The sequence below is a fragment of the Geomesophilobacter sediminis genome, from assembly GCF_016458275.1.
GTDB classification, from domain to species: domain Bacteria; phylum Desulfobacterota; class Desulfuromonadia; order Geobacterales; family Geobacteraceae; genus Geomesophilobacter; species Geomesophilobacter sediminis.
The window spans coordinates 106,733-126,307 of record NZ_JAEMHM010000009.1 but is presented as its reverse complement, the minus strand read 5'-3'; the positions used below and the strand labels follow the sequence as shown (position 1 = coordinate 126,307).

Genomic DNA, 19,575 nt, shown 5'->3' with positions numbered 1-19,575 from the left:
TTCCCCCGGCCCCCCTTTGTCAAGGGGGGGAAACGGGGGCACCGATATGAAACGGAGGCAGCAATGGAAGAGGTAATCGAAGTACCGGGCGAAGTGGAAGATAAGGAAGAGCAGGTGGCGTCGAAGGGACTGGGCCGAAAGATCCTGGTCCGGGCCGTGGCCGGTGCGGTGGCGGTTGCGGCAGCGGTCGGCGGAGGTGCCTGGTGGGTCGAAGGACAGCGGCATATCGGGACCGATGACGCTTTCGTCGAGTCCCACGTTCACTCGGTGGCGGCGCGCGTTCCGGGGACGGTGGAAAAGGTGCTGGTCCAGGACAACCAGTTCGTCCACAAGGGGGATCTCCTGGTGGTGCTGGACAACCGTGACTACGCGGTGCGGGTGGCGACCGCCCAGGCGGATCTGGATGTCACCCGCAACGATACTGCCGGCGACCTTGCCCAGGTAGCGGCCGCCCAGGCCCAGTTGGAACGGGCCGAGGCTCAGCTCGCCCAGGCGCAGCTCGATAGAAAGCGCGCCGAGGCGCTGGTGCAGCGCGAGGTGATGCCGGCCGAGCAGTTGGACCGGCGCCGGACCGACGAGACCGTCGCGGCGGCCCAGGTCCAGGAGGCGAAGGAAGGGGTGCGCCGAGCCCAGGCGTCCGTCGGCCTGGTCGGCAAGGGACGCCCCGGCGCGCGCGAGGCGCAGCGCCGCTCGGCCCTGGAGCAGGAACAGCTGAACCTTTCCTACACGAGAATCTGTGCCCCGGCCGACGGCTACGTCACCCGCAAGGCGGTGGAGCCGGGGAACCGGGTCCAGTCGGGGCAGCCGCTTCTGGCCGTGGTGCCGCTGTCCCAGGCGTGGATCACCGCGAATTACAAGGAAAGCCAGCTGACCCACGTCCGTCCCGGCCAGAAGGTCATCTTCCGCGTCGATGCCTATCCCGGAAGGGAGTTCACCGGCAAGGTGGAAAGCGTCATGGCCGGAACCGGCGCCGCCTTCTCGCTTCTCCCTCCGGAGAACGCCACCGGCAACTACGTGAAGGTGGTGCAGCGGGTGCCGGTGAAGATCGCCATCGACCGTGCCGACCAGCTGCAGAGCGCGTTGCGGGTCGGCATGAGCGTGACCCCCGAGATCCAGGTGGAGCGCTCAACCGGAGCCATCATCCGCGACCTGCTCCACCTTTCCTAGCTGTAATTGCGTGAGACCGTACCTCCCTCTCCCTCTGGGAGAGGGCTGAATCAAAAGGACTTCCCATGTCGGAACAAGAAACCGGAACCAACAAATGGGTGATCGCGCTCGCGGTGATGCTGCCGGCGCTCATGGAGGTGATCGACACCTCGGTCGCCAACGTAGCCCTGCCGAGCATGCAGGGGAGTCTCAACGCAGGGACCGACGAGGTGACCTGGGTGCTCACCTCCTACATGGTAAGCAACGCCGTGGTGCTCCCCATCACCGGCTGGCTCTCCCGCATGTTCGGCAGAAAACGCTTCCTGATGACCTGCACCGTCCTCTTCACCCTCGCCTCGCTTTTGTGCGGCGCGGCACCCAACCTCGCCACCCTCATCTTCTTCCGGGTGGTCCAGGGGGCGGCCGGCGGGGCACTGATCCCGATCAGCCAGGCGATCCTTCTGGAAAGCTTCCCCAAAAACCAGCAGGCGATGGGGAATGCGATCTTCGGCGTCGGGGTGATGTTCGGCCCGATCATCGGCCCCGCGCTGGGGGGGTGGATCACCGACAACCTGAGCTGGCGCTGGATCTTCTACATCAACGTCCCGGTCGGCATCGTGGCGCTTTTAATGGTGGGGACCTTCGTCTTCGATCCCCCCTACCTGAAGCGGGCCCGCGCCCAGGTCGACTACCTGGGACTCCTCTTCTTGACCGTGGGAATCGGTGCGCTCCAGATCGTTTTGGACAAGGGGCAGCAGGACGACTGGTTCAGCTCGCCGTTCATCGTCGGCTGTTCGGTTCTTTCCGTGGTAACCCTGCTCCTCATGGTCTACGTGGAGCTGAAACACCCGCACCCGATCGTCAACCTGCGGCTTTTCAAGGATGTCGGCTTTTCGGCGGGCAACCTGGTCATGTTCATCGCCGGCTTCGGCCTCTACGGGTCGCTCATGCTGATCCCGCTTCTTTTGCAGAGCATGATGGGGTACACCGCGACCCAGGCGGGGATGGTGCTTGCGCCCGGTGGCATGGCGACCTTGCTCTTGATGCCGGCCGCCGCCGTAGCGAGCAGCAAGCTGGACGGAAGGAAAATCGTCGCCGCCGGGCTCATCGTATCGGCGTGGTCCATGTTCATTTATCGCGGCTTCCCCCTCGACGTTGCCTACGCCGACTTCATCGGCCCAAGGGTCCTCGCCGGCGTAGGGATGGCGCTTCTCTTCGTCCCGCTCACCACCCTCACCCTCGGCGGCATCAAGCCGGAGCAGATGGGGGACGCCACCGGGCTCTTCAGCCTCTTGCGCAACATCGGAGGGAGCGTGGGGATCGCGGCGACGGCGACCATGCTGTCCCGCTTTTCCCAGGTGCAGCAGACCCAGATGGTGGGGCAGATCAACCCGTACAACCCGGTTTACCAGCAGAAGGCCCAGTCCCTGGCCCAGGGGTTTGCGGCCCGGGGGCTCGACCCGGTGAGCGCCGACCGGATGGGCCTTGCCATGCTGTACCGGATCGTTCAGCAGCAGGCGGCGATCCTCTCCTGCAACCGGATCTTCTGGGTGCTTGGGATCGCCTTTCTGGTCGTGCTCCCCTTCCTGCTGCTGTTGAAAAGAGGCACTCCCGGCGCCGGAGGGATCGCGGCGCACTGATGCCCGGGATCTGGGCGGAACTTCTTTGGCGACCCGGCAGATGAGTTGCTCACTCTGTGGGAGCGCCTTTTCAGGCGCGCATTAGAACCGGTTTATAGGTACCGCGCTGCGGCAATTTCTATCGGAGATAAAGGATGATCACCCACGATCGAATCAACGATTACTTTGGATCACGGCTTACCATTCCCGGCGGAACCGTCTTCGCCGACCCGGGTTTTACCGCACTGGCGGACTGGAGCGAGCGGCAAGCCTGGTGGCCTGATTTTGCTGAGGTTCACGCGCTGCATCCCGGTTGGCGTTCCACGTCAATGGGCGACACGCACCTCTTCGCAGTGAATCTCTTCGCCTTTCTCAACTTCCGCCTCTGTTACCCGGAGCACGCCGACGAGTCCCCCGGCCTGAAGTGACCGGTCCGGGCGCCGTTTGCATGACGATGGGGCTCTCGATAGCCTCCGCCGCATTGACAAGACGCGACCGGCTTCTATCACAGCGCGGCGCGCTAATGGACCGTTCCGGGAAGGTTATGCTGTCAGGCGTAAGATGATGCAATCCACACCATCGGGGATACACTGTCAGGGCATCCCGATCTTTTGGTCTGACGGTGGATTTCTCTGTGGGGATTCATTTTGTGAGATCTGAGGCGGGATGATCTTTTTTGGGGACCGATTAAAAGCCTTGGCAATGGGCCGACAATAAGGATTTCCTGTGGGAGCGACATTCCGGTCGCGATTGCCCCAGGTTGATCGCGACAAGAATGTCGCTCCTACAAGCCATGAAAAACGCAAGTGTTTTTCTGAGGCATCGCCAGACCCAGTGGTGTCCCTTCTGCCAGGAAGTTAAGGGGTAGTGCCATGACGACGTCTCCCGAACCCGGTGCAGTTGCCAACGTGAACTGGAACCCCGATGCCCGGGTGAGCCGGGAGACGCTCCATGCCCTGTTCGAGTCTTCTCCCCAAGGAATACTGGCGGTCGATACCGAAGGGGTGATTCGGCTGTGGAACAAAGCGGCCGAGGCAATCACCGGATGGCGGGAGGACGAGGTGGTCGGCCGCCCGATCCGGGCCTTTTCCGATAAGGGGTGGCAGATGTACGAGGAGTACCGGGCCCGAGCCCTGCTCCGGGAGGTGTTCCATTCGCTGCCGATGACCGCCATCCGCAAAGACGGCGCCACCATCCATATCAGCTTTTCCACGGCTCCGGTCCTCGACGCGGCCGGTACGGTAATCGGCACCGTTGCCATCATCTATGACATCACGGCAAAGCTGGCCCTCGAGAATGCGCTCCAGGAGAGCTTGGCCAAGATGGTCCGGGTCGTGGACGAGACGGTGCACGCTCTTGCCACCGCCATCGAGAAAAGGGATCCGTACACCGCGGGGCACCAGGCGCGGGTGGCCGAGCTGGCCTGCGCCATTGCCGGGGAGTTGGACTGGTTCGACGCCGACGGGATCAAGGGGATTTGGACCGCGGCGGTGATCCACGACATAGGCAAGCTCTACGTCCCGAGCGAAATCCTGAGCAAACCGGGGGAGCTGTCCGAGCTGGAGCTGGCGCTGGTCCGGACCCATCCCCAGGCGGGGTACGAGATCCTGCGGGAGATCGAATTCCCGTGGCCGGTCGCTGACATCGTTCGGCAACACCATGAACGCCAGGACGGAACCGGTTACCCGCAGGGGTTGCGCGGCGACGAGATCCTGCGCCAGGCGCGGGTGGTGGCGGTTGCCGATGCCGTTGAGTCGATTTCTTCTTTTCGCCCGTACCGTCCGGCCAAGGGGACGGAGGTGGCGCTGCAGCACCTGAAGCAAGCTCGCGGAACCGCCTACGATGCGGCGGTGGCAGATGCCTGCTTCGCGCTGTTTGGAAAGGGATATGCCCGGCATTTTCAGGCGGGGGAGGGGGCTTAACCAGCGCGATTCGCCCGGGCAGGCATCGGAGCGGATCGCTGTGGTAACTGAGTTCTGAGTAGTGGCAGTCGTTGGGACCTCGCGGGGGAATCAAGCCATGACGACGCAACGTAGGAAAGCAGTCATTGCAGTCGCAGCAGTCATCGTGATCGGCATCGCCGGGACCATTGCCTGGGAAAAGTACGCCGGGCGCGGCGACGGCAACGGCCTGGTCAGCGGTAACGGGCGGATCGAGGCGACCGAGATCGAGGTCGCGGCGAAGAGCCCCGGGCGGGTCCGCGAGATCGTCGCCAAGGAGGGCGATTTCGTCGCCGCCGGGCAGATCGTGGCTTCCATGGATACCGAAACCATGGAGGCCCACCTCCGTCAGGCCCAGGCGCAACTGAGACTGGCCCGGCAGGCGGTTGCCACCGCCGAAAGCCAGCTTGCCCAGCGGGTAAGCGAAAAGCGGGCGGTCCTGGCGTTGGTCCGGCAGCGCGAGGCGGAACAGGTCAACGCCCGCCAGCATGCTGCCCGTTCCGCGGCCCTGGCGGAAAAGGGGGCGATGACCCGGCAGGCCGCCGACGACGATGCCACGAGGGTTGCCGGCGTCGCGGCGGCGGTCAGTGCGGCCCGGGCCCAGGTAGCCGCGGCCGAGGCCTCGGTCACCACCGCCAAAAGCCAGATCGCCGGGGCCAAGGCCGAGGTCGAGGCGGCGCAGGCCGTGGTTGCCGGGATCGAGGCGGACCTCAGGGACAGCTCGCTCAAGGCGCCCCGCAGCGGGCGGGTGCAGTACCGGGTGGCCCAGCCGGGCGAGGTGGTCGGCGCGGGAGGGCGGGTGCTGAGCCTGGTCGACCTGACTGACGTCTACATGACCTTCTTTCTCCCCACCAGCGCAGCAGGCCGGGTGCCGCTGGGAAGCGAGGTCCGGCTCATCCTCGATGCCGCCCCCGGCTACGTCATCCCGGCGCAGGTCTCCTTCGTGGCCGACGTCGCCCAGTTCACCCCCAAGACGGTGGAGACCGCCTCGGAGCGCGAAAAGCTCATGTTCCGGGTGCGGGCCCACATCCCCGCCGATCTCCTGCAAAAGCACATCACCCGCGTGAAGACCGGCCTCCCCGGGGTCGCCTACGTCAAGCTCGATCCCGCCGTCCCCTGGCCGGCACGCCTGCAGGTGAGGATCCCGCAATGAGCGCGGAGGCGGCCACAGCGCCGAGGGAAGCACCCCCCCCGGTGGCGCGCCTGGCCGGCGTCTCCCTGCGTTACGGCGCTACCGTCGCCCTCGGCTCGGTCGACCTGGCGATCCCGGCCGGTTGCATGGTCGGCGTCATCGGACCGGACGGGGTGGGCAAATCGAGCCTCTTCTCGCTCATCGCCGGCTCGCGCGCCGGGCAGGGGGGGCGGATCGAGGTCCTGGGCGGGGACATGGCCGACCCCCGGCACCGCCGCGCGGTCTGCCCGCGGGTCGCCTACATGCCGCAGGGGCTGGGGAAGAACCTCTATCCCACCCTTTCCGTCTTCGAAAACGTCGACTTCTTCGGGCGGCTCTTCGGCCACGGGACGCGCGAGCGGCAGCGGCGCATCGCCGAGCTTCTCGCGGCGACCGGGCTCGCCCCCTTCGCCGACCGTCCGGCCGGCAAGCTCTCCGGCGGGATGAAGCAGAAGCTGGGGCTTTGCTGCGCGCTGATCCACGACCCGGACCTCCTGGTTCTGGATGAGCCGACCACCGGGGTCGATCCGCTCTCGCGCCGGCAGTTCTGGGAGCTGGTCGAGCGGATCCGGGGCGGCCGCGCCGGGATGAGCGTCCTCATCGCCACCGCCTACATGGAAGAGGCGGCCCGTTTCGACTGGCTGGTGGCAATGAACGCCGGCGGCATCCTCGCCACCGGGACCCCGCGCGAGCTCCTGGATCAGTCCGGCGCTGCATCTCTGGAAGAAGCCTTCATCGCCCTTTTGCCCCCCGAGCAGCGCGCGGGACACCGTGCCCTCGTCATTCCCCCCCGTCCCGACGATGCCGCCGGCACCACCGTCATCGAGGCCCACGACCTTACCATGCGCTTCGGGGAGTTCGTTGCCGTCGACCACGTCAGCTTCCGGATCGGGCAGGGGGAGATCTTCGGCTTTCTCGGCTCCAACGGCTGCGGCAAGACCACCACCATGAAGATGCTCACCGGCCTTTTGGAGGCAAGCGAAGGAACGGCCTCCCTCTTCGGCCGCCCCGTCGATCCCCGCGACCTCGATACCCGCCGCCGCGTCGGCTACATGTCCCAGTCCTTTTCCCTCTACACCGAGCTCACCGTGCGCCAAAACCTGGTGCTGCACGCCCGCCTGTTCCGGATTCCCGAGGCGCGGATCGCGGCGCGGGTGCGGGAGATGGCCGAGCGCTTCGGCCTGGAAAGCGTGATGGATGCCCTCCCCGAATCGCTCCCTTTGGGGCAGCGCCAGCGCCTCTCCCTCGCCGTGGCGATGATCCACGGCCCGGAGATGCTGATCCTCGACGAGCCGACCTCGGGGGTGGATCCGGTGGCGCGGGACGGCTTCTGGCAGATCATGATCGACCTGGCGCGCCGGGACCGGGTCACCATCTTCATTTCCACCCATTTCATGAACGAGGCCGAGCGCTGCGACCGGATCTCCCTGATGCACGCCGGCCGGGTGCTGGTGAGCGACGCGCCGGGGGCCCTGGTCGCCGCGCGGGGGGCCGATACGCTGGAACAGGCCTTCATCGGGTATCTGGAGGAGGCGAACGCCGCCGCATCAGCCGAAACGGAGCCGGCAGGGGCGGTGACCGGGGCAGGGGGGGGCGTGATCAGGACGGGAGGTGCCGGAGGCGGCACCGGGGAAGAGGCTGCGGGCGGCGCCGGGGGAGCTGCGGCGGCCGTCGCGACCGGGACCCCGGTTCCAGAAACCGCGGCCCAGGCGGCACCGGCACCGGCCGGTTTCAGCCTGCGCCGGCTCTACAGCTATACCCGGCGGGAGTCGCTGGAGCTGCGCCGCGACCCGATCCGGCTCACCCTCGCCCTGGTGGGGAGCATGATCCTGATGCTGGTCATGGGGTTCGGGATCAACCTCGACGTGGAGAAGCTCGCTTTCGCCTACCTCGACCGGGACCAGACCCCGCTCAGTCGCGACTACCTCGACAACATCTCCGGTTCGCGCTACTTCAGCATGCGCCCTCCCCTCAAGGATTACGCCGACCTGGACCGGCGCATGCGCTCCGGCGAGATCAGCCTGGGCATCGAGATCCCCCCCGGCTTCGCCCGCGACCTCGAGCGCGGCACCCCCGTCTCGGTGGGGGCCTGGATCGACGGGGCGATGCCGACCCGGGGCGAGACGGTGCGCGGCTACGTGCTGGGGATGCACGCCCATTGGCTGGCGACCCAGGCGCGGCAGCGCTCCAGCGCCGCCCCGGCGCTGCCGCTGGCGGTCATCGAGACCCGGTTCCGCTACAACCCCGACGTCAAGAGCCTCCCGGCCATGGCGCCGGGGATGATCCCGCTCCTGCTGATGCTGATCCCCGCCATGCTGACCGCGCTGTCGGTGGTGCGGGAAAAGGAGCTCGGCTCCATCGTCAATCTCTACGTGACCCCGGTCACCCGGCTGGAATTTCTGCTCGGCAAGCAGATCCCCTACCTGGTGGTGACCATGCTGAACTTCGCGCTGCTGGTGCTGCTTGCCGTTTCGGTCTTCGAAATCCCGCTCAAGGGGAGCCTCTCCGCCCTCACTGCCGCGGCCTTTTTGTATGCCGTCGTCGCCACCGCCTTCGGCCTCGTCGTCTCCGCCTTCATGCGGACCCAGGTCGCCGCGCTCTTCGGAACCGCGGTCCTGAGCATCCTCCCGGCGATCCAGTTCTCCGGCATGATCGAGCCGGTCTCCTCGCTGGAGGGGATCGGCGCCTTCATCGGCCGGTGGTATCCCACCACGCATTTTCTCGTCGTGGTGCGCGGCGTCTTTTCCAAGGGGCTGGGTTTTTCGGAGCTCAAGGGGGCGTTTCCCCCGCTCCTTTGCGCCGGACCGCTCTTGATTACCCTCGGCGCGGCGCTTTTGAAAAAACAGGAGCGGTGACCATGAGTGCCGCCAACGTCGTACATCTCGGGGTAAAAGAGTTGCGCAGCCTGGCACGCGACCCGATCATGATCGTGCTGGTCGTCTACGTCTTCACCGTGGCGATCTACGCCTTCGCCACGGCGATGCCGGACACCCTGCACAATGCGCCGATCGCCATCGTGGACGAGGACCGCTCCCAGCTTTCCGCCGAGATCGCCGATGCCTTCTATCCGCCGCTGTTCCTCACCCCGCGGCTCACTACCTTCGCCGAGATGGACGCCCGCATGGATGCCGGCGTCGACACCTTCGCGCTCCTCATTCCGCCCGGCTTCCAGCGCGACGTCCTGGCCGGGAGGAGCCCCGGGCTGCTTCTCAACGTGGATGCCACCCGGATGACCCAGGCTTTTGCCGGCAGCGGCTACATCCAGGAGATCGTGAACGGCGAGATCCGCGCCTTCGTGCAGCGGCACCGCTCGGCGGCCTCCTCCCCGGTCGACCTCGCCCTGCGGGTGCGCTTCAACCCGCAGGCGAACAAGTCCTGGTTCAGCGCGGTGATGGAGCTCATCAACAACATCACCATGCTCTCCATCGTGCTGACCGGGGCGGCGCTGATCCGGGAGCGGGAGCACGGGACGGTGGAGCACCTGCTGGTGATGCCGGTGACTCCGTTCGAGATCATGGCGGGTAAGGTGTGGGCGATGGCGCTGGTGGTGCTGGTCGGGTCGGTGTTGTCGCTGGTCTTCGTGGTCCACGGCGTACTCGGCGTGCCGATCGAGGGTTCCGTCCCCCTGTTCGTCGCCGGAACCGCGCTGCACCTTTTCGCCACCACCTCGCTCGGGATCTTCCTCGGCACCGTGGCCCGCTCCATGCCGCAGTTCGGCCTGTTGCTGATGCTGGTCCTCTTGCCGCTGCAGATCCTCTCCGGGAGCGTCACCCCCAGGGAGAGCATGCCCGGGTTCATCCGGTTCATCATGCTCGCGGCGCCCAACACCCACTTCGTGCTCCTGGCCCAGGCGATCCTGTACCGGGGCGCGGGGCTCGAGGTGGTGTGGCCGCAGTTCGTCTCGCTGGCCGTGATCGGCACCGTCCTCTTTTCCCTTTCGCTCGCCCGCTTCAGGAAAACGATCGGGACCATGGTGTGAGGCTTCGGACGGGGTGAGGATGGGGGGCAGGGGGGAAGAGTAAAAAACGGAGCGGTCCTGCGGAGAGACAGGGGCCTGCAGCGTATGCCGCGGGCCCTTGTTTGTTGTGCGCTACGGGCTCCTATGCGTTTGGAGGGATAATGTTCTGTTTTGGTAGTGGCGTAAGGTGCGGGAAATTAAGGAAAATAACGCCATGTCGAACGAGTTGAGAGAAATGTGTTGCAAAAGGGTAGAATACTGTTATAAATGGAACTGTTTCGATACCAATATTTTTTATCCAAAATAAAACACCCGGGTCTTCGGCTCGGGCCACCAGCACCCATTACGGGAGCATCAGCACACGATGCCAAGAAAGATCCTCCTTCCCATTTTGATTTTGGTTCCGGCGTTCTTCCTCGTCATGCTCGGGATGAGGAACCCGGTACTCGACCACACCCCGGGGCCGAAGCAGCGCCCCCGCGCCGTGATCGAGAAGGAGCTCAAGGGGTCGTTCGCCTGCGCGCCCGTGGTCCACGCCGCCGATCTCCCTGCCCCCCTGGTCGTGCCTGCTCGCCAGGCCGAGCCTTACCGCCACCCGATCCCGATGTACACCGGTGTCGCCGCGCCGGCCCGCTGCATCCTCCCTCCCCGGGCTCCGCCCATCTCCCTCGCCGCCTTCTCGTAGCTCGTCCTTTTTCTTTCATCCCAAAAGGCCGTCTCACGCCCCAAAGAGCGCCGGTGCGTCCGTCCGCGCCTGTTTCCAGCGTCGGCAGTTGCTGCGCGCCCGCTCCTGAGGTCCGCGCTGTCGTAGCCGCGCGACGGTTTGGGCAATTCGCACCGTTTGCACCTTCGCCAGGGAAAGGTCCCGGTCCGCTTTCATGAGCCGGATCCACCGGCGAGCTGCATCCTGCGGCGGTGCTGCAAGGAAAGGTCATCTCAATGCAAGAAACGACAGACTATACGGTTCGCAACGTGAAAAAGGCGCTCGAGCTCCTTGAACTGCTGGCCGAGAGCCCGGAGGAGATCACCCTCCCCGTTCTCTCCGCAAGCCTCGGGTTCAGCCCCAACAAAATCTACCGGCTCCTGGCAACCCTGATCGAACGGGGGCTGGTGGAGCGCAACCGGTGTTCCGGCGCCTATCGTCTCGGGGCGGACACGGCAGCCCTGGCGCGCAAGCTCCTGGTCAGCACCAACCTCACCCGGCCGGTTTCCAACGATACCCCTTCTGCTACCGGGGGGGCCGAACTGGTCGGCTATGCCCAGCCGATCCTGGAGCAGCTGGCACGGACCCACGACGAAGCGGTCTACATGACCGTGATCAAGGACAACGAGGTCCTGTTTCTCAACATGGTCGATTCGCTGCAGCCGGTAAAGACCGAGGCCTTGACCGGCAGGAAGTTCCCCTTCTTCACCAATGCCGCGGGGAAGGTCATGAAGGCGGTCGATTCCTGGGACCTTCTGGAAAAGATCTGCAAAAGGGACGAGCGCAAGGGGAAACAGCCGGATCTGGATCAGCTTGCCCGGGAGATGCAGCAGATACGGGCCACCGGGGTCGCCATCGACCACGGGGGGCTGGGGGATGGCGTCATCAGTGTCGCGGTCGCGGTGCGCGATTACGCCGGAATGGTGGTCGGAGCCATCACCATGCTGGGGCCCTCGTTCCGGATGCTCACCGAACGGCTGGAAAAGGAGATCATCCCCTCCCTAAGGGAAGGGGCCGAGCTTTTATCGGAACGCTTCGGTTACGCACGCGCTGAAATTTAAAAAAACGGCAAAGGAGGATGATGCAGTCGCTGGTGATGGAGGCCGGGAGGCCTCGCCGTCGGTCAATCTAAGATCAAAGGAGCTGTTTATGGGACAACAAAAGTACGATTGGAAGGCTATTGCCAAGAATCCTAAGTTCGTGGAGCTTTCCCGCAAGAAAACCGCGTTTCTCCTCGGCTGGTGGGTCTTCTCCACAGTTTATTATTTCTGCCTGCCGCTGGGGGCCGCCTACGCTCCCGGGATCTTCAAGATCAAGGTCGTCGGCCCCATCAACCTGGGGTACCTCTTCGCGCTTTCCCAGTTCTTCGTTTCCTGGGGGATCGCCGGGTACTACGCCTACGTTGCCAACAAGGATTTCGACCGGCTGAACCGGGAACTGATCGACGAGATCGCCAAATAAGGAGACGGGTATGAAATTGAAAAGGATAGTAGTGGCGGCAGCGCTGGCCTTAAGCCTCGCCGCCGTGTGTCATGCCGAAGAGTCCGCCAAGGCGGCCGCAGCTCCGGGAGCCCCGGCGGCAGCGGCGACCGTGGTTCAGGCACCGGGGGCCGCCGTGGCAGCGCCCGCCGCGGCGGTTGAGCCCCCCGCGTCCCACAAGAAAGAGCTCAAGGCCAACAAGACGGTGACCATCTCCATGTTCGCCGTCATCATCGCCATCACGATGGGGGTCGTCATCTGGGCGGCCAAGCAGACCAAGACCGCTTCGGACTTCTACGCGGCGGGGGGCGGGATCACCGGCACCCAGAACGGTTGGGCCATCGCCGGCGACTACATGTCCGCGGCCTCCTTCCTGGGGATCTCGGGACTCATCTCGCTCTACGGCTACGACGGGTTCATGTACTCGGTAGGGTGGCTGGTCGCCTACATCACGGTGCTCCTGATCGTCGCCGAGCCGTGCCGCAACGCCGGCAAGTACACCCTGGGGGACATCCTGTCGTTTAGGACCTCGCCCAAGCCGGTGCGCGCCATCGCGGCGCTCTCCACCGTTGCGGTCTCCACGTTCTACCTGACCGCGCAGATGGTCGGAGCGGGCAAGCTGATGGCACTTCTGGTCGGCATCCCCTACAAGACCTCGATCATCGGCGTCGGTGTGCTCATGGTCGGCTACGTCGTCTTCGGCGGCATGGTCGCCACCACCTGGGTCCAGATCATCAAGGCGGGACTCCTCATGTCCGGGGCGGCCCTTTTGTCGCTTCTGGTCATGGTCAAGGCCGGCTTCAGCCCGCTCGGTTTCTTCGCCACCATCGCCAACAGCCCGGACATCCAGGACCACGTCTCCAAACTCGTGCTCAAGGACGGGATCATCCTCAACGGTGCCGCCGCCGGACAGCGCTTCCTCGAGCCCGGCCTGTACCTGAAAAACCCGCTGGACCAGATCTCCCTCGGCATGGCGCTCGTCCTGGGCACCGCCGGGATGCCGCACATCCTGATGCGCTTCTTCACCGTCCCGACCGCCCAGGCCGCCCGCAAGAGCGTCATCGTGGCGATGTTCATCATCGGCGCCTTCTACATCCTCACCACGCTCCTCGGCTTCGGCGCCGCCATCCACCTCACCCCGCAGGGGATCATGTCGGTCGACAAGGGGGGCAACATGGCGACCCTCATGCTGGCCCAGTATCTCGGCGCGGACATCTCTCCCATCGTCGGCGACCTCTTCCTGGCCTTTCTCTGCGCGGTGGCGTTTGCGACCATCCTCGCGGTGGTCTCCGGCCTGGTGCTCGCCGCATCCGCAGCGATCGCCCATGACATCTACGTGAACGTCTTCAAGGACGGGCACGCCGACCAGCACGAGCAGGTCTACGCCGCCCGGGTCACTTCCTTCGTGGTCGGGGCCTGCGGGATCGTGATCGGGATCGCGGCGGAGAAGCAGAACGTCGCCCACCTGGTGGCGCTTGCCTTCGCGGTCGCCGCCTCGGGGAACCTCCCGGTCGTCGTGCTGTCGCTTTTCTGGCGCAAGTTCAACACGGCCGGGGTCATCAGCGGCCTGGTCGTCGGCACCATCGTCTCGATCGGCCTGGTCATGGTTTCCCCCAACATGACCTATCCCAAGCAGATCGCCGCCGGCGCGAAGAAGATCGTGGTCGCGCTGGAGAAGAAGCAGGCGGAACTGCCGGCCGGCGCAGCACTTCCGGAGAAAGACGCCAAGGCTCTGACCAAGGCCAAGGTCGATGCGCAGCAGGACGGCACCTCGATCATGGGGCTGGACAAGCCGATCTTCACGCTGAAAAACCCGGGCATCGTCTCGATCCCGCTCGGGTTCCTGGCCGCGATCCTCGGCTGCCTCGCCTTCCCGAGCCGCCGTTCCGAAGAGATGTTCGACGAGGTCTACGTCCGCCAGAACACCGGCATCGGCATGGCCAAGGCGGTGGATCACTGATCCCCACGCTCTGACCGGTAACAAAAAAGGGGTAGCCGCTTGCTTGCGGCTACCCCTTTTACTTTCGGAAAATAGGCGCGCCAATCTTTCCCGGCAGCGCTCCATCCATCTGGCAGATGCAGGTTGCGATGACGGCTCGCGCCTAATACTGATCGCCAAATTTATGTAGTCCAAAGGATTAGATCTCCAGCAGGGTCAGTCCATGATAGATGGTAAAGTCACTCGGCATAAGCCCGGGTGCCTTCGTTATTTTGGCTGCCTGAATAATACCTGAAGCTATGTCTTTCGGGTTATGAGAGTAACCTATACAATTTCAACGGTCTTCACCTTGGCACGTCTCACAGGAAAGAGAATATTTGCCGTTAATATGGTGTGCGATATAGTCCTAGGCGATTCCCTATGTCAGTAAATCATCTTCCGAACGTACACGTCCTAGCAATTCTTCGGCCTCTGAAAAGTTGCCATCTCCGAAATCGACACACCGTTCCTTTCCCTGCGGGAGCTTCCCATGTCGAGATTCGCGAAACTGCCCATCAGTATCCAGCTTCTGGCCATAGCCATCCTGCTCACCCTGCCTGCGGCGGGGATCATCCTCTATTCCGGGCTCCGGGAGCGCCATGAGAGCTACCATACCGCCGAAATCGAAACCCAGCGCCTCGCCGACAACATCGCCGCCAAGCAGGAAAGCCTCATCGTCGAAGCGCAGCTTCTGGGAAGCCTGCTCGCCGACCTCCCCGAGGTAAAGCAACGCAACAAGGAAAAGGTCGAATCCCTCCTCACCAGCATCCACAAGAAGAACCAGCAGTACCAAAGCATCCTGGTCGCCGACGAGACGGGGCGCATCTGGGCCTCTTCGATTCCCGGGCTGGAACAGACCTCGATCGCAGAACGGCGCTACTTCAAGGCGGCGCGGGAGACCCTGCGGTTTTCCTCCGGCGAATTCGCCCTGCACAAGGTCCTGCACACGCCCACCGTATCGTTTGGCTACCCCCTTACCCACAACGGGAAAGGGTTCCGCGGCACGGTGATCATGAGCTACGACCTCGAGATCATGCGGTCCATCCTGCAGCGCTCCCAATTGCCCAGGGACACCAATTACGTTCTCATCGACCACCAGGGGGTCGCTTTAAGCAGGGGGAACGGCGCCGGCCAGGTAGGAAAGCCGATTGTCCCCTGGACCTGGACGGCGGTGAAAGACGGCCCCGAGCGGGGCACCGGCGAATTGGTGCGCAGTGACGGCGAAAAGCGGATCAGCTCCTACCGCAAGCTGAGACTGCCAGGTGAAGCGACCCCCTACATGTACGTGATCGCCGGGATGTCCCTCAAGACCGCCGTAGCGCACGAGAACCGGAAACTGGTGCGAAACATCACGATGTTGGCGCCGTTTGCGGCCGGGGGGTTCTTCCTCGCGCTCTTCATCGGCAGGCGTTCCATCTCGGAGCGGATCTACAAACTGCAGACGGCTTCCAAGCAGCTTGCCGCGGGCGATCTCACCACCAGGGTGGGGCACTTGGTCGAAGGGGGGGAACTGGGTGAACTCGGGCGGGTCTTCGACGATATGGCGAGCCGGCTGAACGAAAACATGATCGCCATCAGGCGGTCGGAAGACGCCCTCCGGGAGACGGAACAACGCCTGCGCAACATCCTGGAGTACAGCACCAACCTCTTCTACGTGCAGACCCCCGACCAGCACTTCTCGTACATCAGCCCGCAGTCGCAGCAGTTCTTCGATTGCGCTCCCGACCAGGTGCTGGACCTCTGGACCAAGCTTCTGACGGACAATCCGGTGAACCGGCGGGGCCTCGAGTTGACGCGACGGGCCATCGAGACGGGAGAACGCCAGCCGACCTACCAGATGGAGTGCGTCGGTAAAAGGGGGAGAAAGATCTGGGTTGAGGTCAACGAGGCGCCGATTCTGGAGGAGGGGAAAACGGTGGCCCTGGTGGGGTCGCTCACCGATATCACCGAGCGCAAGGAGGCGGAGGATCGCCTGCAGGTCGCCATGCAGCGGCTGCAGCTCGCCACGACCTCGGGGCGGCTGGGAGTCTGGGACTGGAACCTGGTGGACGATTCGATGGTCTGGGACGACCGGATGCTGGAACTCTACGGCATCTCGCGCGAGACCTTCACCGGGTCGGTGTATTCCTGGCTGGTCGGACTCCACCCCGACGACATGGGGCGGGCCGTCGCCGAATGCAGCGCGGCCGTCGCGGGGGAGAAGCCGTTCGACACCACCTTCCGGGTGCGGGGCAGCGACGGGACGGAGCGGTACCTGAAGGCGGACGGGATCGTCATCCGGGACGCCGAAGGGAAGCCGGTCCGGATGATCGGCATCAACCGGGACATATCCGAGCAGAAGCGGATGGAGGAGGCGCTGCAGCACCGCCTGGTCGCCCTCACCAGCCCGCTCGGGATCCTGGGCGACATCAAGTTTCAGGACCTCTTCAATCTCGACGAAATCCAGCAGATCCAGGACGCCTTTGCCGCCGCGGTTGGGGTGGCGTCGCTCATCACCGACGTCGAGGGTAACCCGATCACCCGTCCGAGCAACTTCAGTCACCTTTGCGAACTTATCATCCGTAACACCCCGAAGGGGTTGGCAAACTGCTACAAATCGGACGCAGCCATCGGGCGGATGAACCCGGACGGGCCAATCATCCAGCCCTGTTTGAGTGGCGGGCTTTTGGACGGTGGGACCAGCATCCAGGTGGGAAACCAGCATGTCGCCAACTGGCTGATCGGTCAGGTCCTGGACGAATCGTGCGACCTGGACGTGATGATGGCCTACGCGAGGGAAATCGAGGCCGACGAGAGGGAGTACCGCCAGGCGCTGAGGAAGGTGACCCGGATGTCCCGGGAGCAGTTCGAAAGGATCGGCCACGCGCTGTACCTGATCGCCAACCAGCTCTCCCGTCAGGCGCTGCAGAACGTGCAGCAGGCGAAGTACATCACCGAACGGATGCGGGCGGAGGCGGCGCTTAGGGAGAGCGAGCAGCTGTTCAAGGTCCTGGCGGCGGCAACGTTCGAGGGGATCGTCATTATCGAAGCCGGCGTGATCACGGAAGTGAACGAACAGTTCGGGCGCATGCTCGGGTACGACCGGAACGAGTTGGTCGGCCTCACCGTGGATGTGCTCATTCCGGTCGATCAGCAGGAAATGGTGCAGGCGATCCTGCTTCAGGGAGCGGAGTTCAAGTTGGAACACGCCCTGATCCGCAGGGACGCATCCCGCATCATCGTGGAGTCGCACGGGTGGCAGAGCACCTATCGAGACCGATCCGTGGTCATCACCGCGGTGCGGGATCTGACCGAGACAAGGCAGGCTGAGGAGGAGCGCCTGAACCTGCAGCGGCAGCTGATGCAGGCCCAGAAAATGGAAAGCCTCGGGGTTCTGGCCGGTGGTATCGCCCACGATTTCAACAACATCCTGACCGCGATCCTCGGCAATACCGAGCTCGCCCTGATGCAGCTCGACGAGGGTGCCCCGATCGAACCGTACCTGAAAAGGGTGAACCTGTCGGCGCAGCGCGCCGCCGACCTCGCCCGGCAGATGCTCGCCTATTCCGGAAAAGGGACCTTCAGCGTCGAGACGATCGATCTCAACCGGGTGGTCGAGGAGATGCAGCGGTTGATCCACTCTTCGATCACGAAAAAGGCCGAGCTCCGTCTGGACTTTACCCGGCCGCTCCCCGCCGTGGAAGGTGATGCCACCCAGCTGCGCCAGGTGATCCTGAACCTGGTCATCAACGCCTCCGAGGCTATCGGCGAAGAGGTCGGCACGATAACCATCCGCACCGGATGGAAGCAGTGCGACCGGTACTACCTGCGGGGCGCCTGGCTCAGCGATGAAATCGCCGAGGGACGTTACGTCTTCCTGGAGGTGCAGGATACCGGCTGCGGCATGGACAAGGAGACCCAGGAGAAGGTATTCGACCCGTTTTTCACCACCAAGTTCACCGGGCGGGGCCTGGGGATGTCGGCGGTACAGGGGATCATCCGCAGCCACCACGGATCCATACAGATCTACAGCGAGCCGGGACAGGGGAGTGTCTTTCGGGTCCTTTTGCCGGCCACCGACGCGGAGGTTGAGTCCGCCCCTGCCAAACAGCAGGATGTGACGCATTACCGGGGATCGGGAACGGTCTTGCTGGTAGACGATGAAGAGCCGGTCCGCGATATCGGCCGTAGTCTCCTGGAGCACCTCGGTTTCTCCGTGATCACCGCCAACGACGGCGCCGAGGCCCTGGCGGAGTACCGCGTACACCCGGAGATTGCCTTCGTCATTCTCGACCTGACCATGCCCCGGATGGACGGAGCGCAGTGCCAACGGGAGTTGGTGGCCCTCGATCCGGAGGTAAAGGTCATCATCTCCAGCGGATTCAGCACCCAGGAGGTCGGCCGGGTCTTCGCCGGCCAGCGGCTTGCCGGGATCATCATGAAGCCGTACACCATGTCGGTGTTATGCGAGGTGTTGGTGAAGTCCGGGATGCTGGTGCCGCCGAGCCCGTAGCTCGCACCGGCGTATTGGGTGCCTCAACGCGACCTGGGAAAAGAAGAAGCGGCTGTTGGGATATCCCGACCGCCGCTTCTTTATTGTCGAACCCGGTTCGCGTCAATTATCAATTGAGCCATTACCTCCCTCTCCTTCAAGGAGAGGGTTGGGGTGAGGATGGGGTTAAGTTGCCAAGCCGCGCTCACGCGCGCACCCCCCTTGAAGAGGGAGGGACGTGTTGCTGAAGATTGACGCGAATCGGTATGTCGAATGGTTTTCTGAGGCCGGAACCTCTCTCGGGCAAGCCGGAGTCTAGCGGTCTTAGGCGTACGTCTCTACCTTGCTCTCGGCAGTGCCGTCCTCAGAGGTCGACTTCTCGGAGGTGGACTTCTCGGAGGTGGACGTTTCAGATTTGGCGGAGCTCGTGGACGCCGAGTCCTTCTCGTCGGGATGCTTCGCCTTGTAATCCAGCTCCTCTTTTATCGAGACCTTGCCGTCCTTGTTGGCGTCCATCTTGTCGTAGGTCTTGGTGAGCGAAGAGCTGCTCGAAGAGCTCGCGGAAGCCGATGCGGACGATTTCGCCTGGCCTCCGGATGCCGCGGCTTTGCCTCCGGATGCGGCGGCCTGGCTCGAAAGGGTCACCGTGTCCCCTTGGGGCTTGGGCATGCTCCCGCCGCTCGGGGCCTTCGCCTGGTTGGACTGGATCTTGGAGTAGGTGTCCTGGGCCGTTTTCAGATCTCCCGAGTTGATCGCGTTACTGAGGGTCTTCATGTCGATCGCCATCGGGTTGTTGCTGTCGGAGGCCTGGGCCGGGGCGTTTTGCTGCAGGGTGGCGAGCGCCTTCTTGGCATCGTCGAGATTGCCGGATTTCAGCGCGGTACCGAGGTCGTCGAAGTTCTGCTTCATCTGGTTCATCTGCGTGGAGCTGGGGAACTGGATGCTTGTTCCCGAAATACCGGATACTGTCATGGTGCTACCTCCTCATGGGTAAGTTAAATGCTGGAAACTCAATGCTAGAGAAAGCAAGATTCTCTCCGTCGAAGTGCCTTCGTGAGTAAAGTTAGGTAAAGAATGGTGAGCGTTCATTTCACTTGTAAGGGCCAACAC

13 protein-coding genes are annotated in these 19,575 nt (G+C 63.9%); 12 read left to right on the top strand and 1 reads right to left on the bottom strand.

Annotation, left to right across the window (positions count from 1 at the left end):
- The first annotated feature begins 63 nt into the window (after window positions 1–63).
- The 12 genes from JFN93_RS12195 to JFN93_RS12140 all read left to right on the top strand — a co-directional run bounded on the left by JFN93_RS12195 (window position 64) and on the right by JFN93_RS12140 (window position 18,486).
- On the top strand, window positions 64–1,167 hold the full coding sequence (locus JFN93_RS12195; protein WP_199384361.1) for an HlyD family secretion protein: 1,104 nt from the start codon (window positions 64–66) through the stop codon (window positions 1,165–1,167).
- A 65-nt stretch (window positions 1,168–1,232) separates the two neighbouring features.
- Window positions 1,233–2,786 carry a DHA2 family efflux MFS transporter permease subunit gene (locus JFN93_RS12190; RefSeq protein WP_199384360.1) on the top strand — a complete coding sequence of 518 codons (1,554 nt, stop codon included), beginning with the start codon at window positions 1,233–1,235 and terminating at the stop codon, window positions 2,784–2,786.
- A 134-nt stretch (window positions 2,787–2,920) separates the two neighbouring features.
- Window positions 2,921–3,193 (top strand): hypothetical protein, encoded by a 273-nt coding sequence (locus JFN93_RS12185; RefSeq protein WP_199384359.1) that lies wholly within the window; start codon window positions 2,921–2,923, stop codon window positions 3,191–3,193.
- A gap of 444 nt (window positions 3,194–3,637) precedes the next feature.
- Window positions 3,638–4,687, top strand: coding sequence for an HD-GYP domain-containing protein (locus JFN93_RS12180; protein WP_199384358.1), 1,050 nt, complete (start codon window positions 3,638–3,640; stop codon window positions 4,685–4,687).
- Between the two features lie 97 nt (window positions 4,688–4,784).
- A complete protein-coding gene (locus JFN93_RS12175; protein ID WP_199384357.1) occupies window positions 4,785–5,858 on the top strand; it encodes an HlyD family secretion protein in 1,074 nt (357 codons plus the stop codon).
- On the top strand, window positions 5,855–8,731 hold the full coding sequence (rbbA, locus tag JFN93_RS12170; protein WP_199384356.1) for a ribosome-associated ATPase/putative transporter RbbA: 2,877 nt from the start codon (window positions 5,855–5,857) through the stop codon (window positions 8,729–8,731). Before JFN93_RS12175 ends, rbbA begins: the two co-directional genes overlap by 4 nt.
- A gap of 2 nt (window positions 8,732–8,733) precedes the next feature.
- On the top strand, window positions 8,734–9,855 hold the full coding sequence (locus JFN93_RS12165) for an ABC transporter permease (RefSeq protein ID WP_199384355.1): 1,122 nt from the start codon (window positions 8,734–8,736) through the stop codon (window positions 9,853–9,855).
- Window positions 9,856–10,198: 343 nt separating this feature from the next.
- The gene (locus JFN93_RS12160) at window positions 10,199–10,519 is read left to right on the top strand and encodes a hypothetical protein (protein WP_199384354.1); all 321 of its coding nucleotides are present in this window, start codon (window positions 10,199–10,201) and stop codon (window positions 10,517–10,519) included.
- Window positions 10,520–10,773: 254 nt separating this feature from the next.
- Window positions 10,774–11,598: an IclR family transcriptional regulator gene (locus JFN93_RS12155; RefSeq protein WP_199384353.1), complete on the top strand. Its 825-nt coding sequence runs from the start codon at window positions 10,774–10,776 to the stop codon at window positions 11,596–11,598.
- An 88-nt stretch (window positions 11,599–11,686) separates the two neighbouring features.
- Window positions 11,687–11,998: a DUF485 domain-containing protein gene (locus JFN93_RS12150; RefSeq protein ID WP_199384352.1), complete on the top strand. Its 312-nt coding sequence runs from the start codon at window positions 11,687–11,689 to the stop codon at window positions 11,996–11,998.
- A gap of 10 nt (window positions 11,999–12,008) precedes the next feature.
- Window positions 12,009–13,976 (top strand): solute symporter family protein, encoded by a 1,968-nt coding sequence (locus JFN93_RS12145; protein ID WP_199384351.1) that lies wholly within the window; start codon window positions 12,009–12,011, stop codon window positions 13,974–13,976.
- A gap of 508 nt (window positions 13,977–14,484) precedes the next feature.
- Complete coding sequence (locus tag JFN93_RS12140; protein WP_199384350.1) at window positions 14,485–18,486, top strand: PocR ligand-binding domain-containing protein; 4,002 nt, start codon at window positions 14,485–14,487, stop codon at window positions 18,484–18,486.
- A 303-nt stretch (window positions 18,487–18,789) separates the two neighbouring features.
- Here the strand turns inward: JFN93_RS12140 and JFN93_RS12135 are convergent, their stop codons facing one another.
- Window positions 18,790–19,437 (bottom strand): hypothetical protein, encoded by a 648-nt coding sequence (locus JFN93_RS12135; protein ID WP_199384349.1) that lies wholly within the window; start codon window positions 19,435–19,437, stop codon window positions 18,790–18,792.
- Window positions 19,438–19,575: the final 138 nt, after the last annotated feature.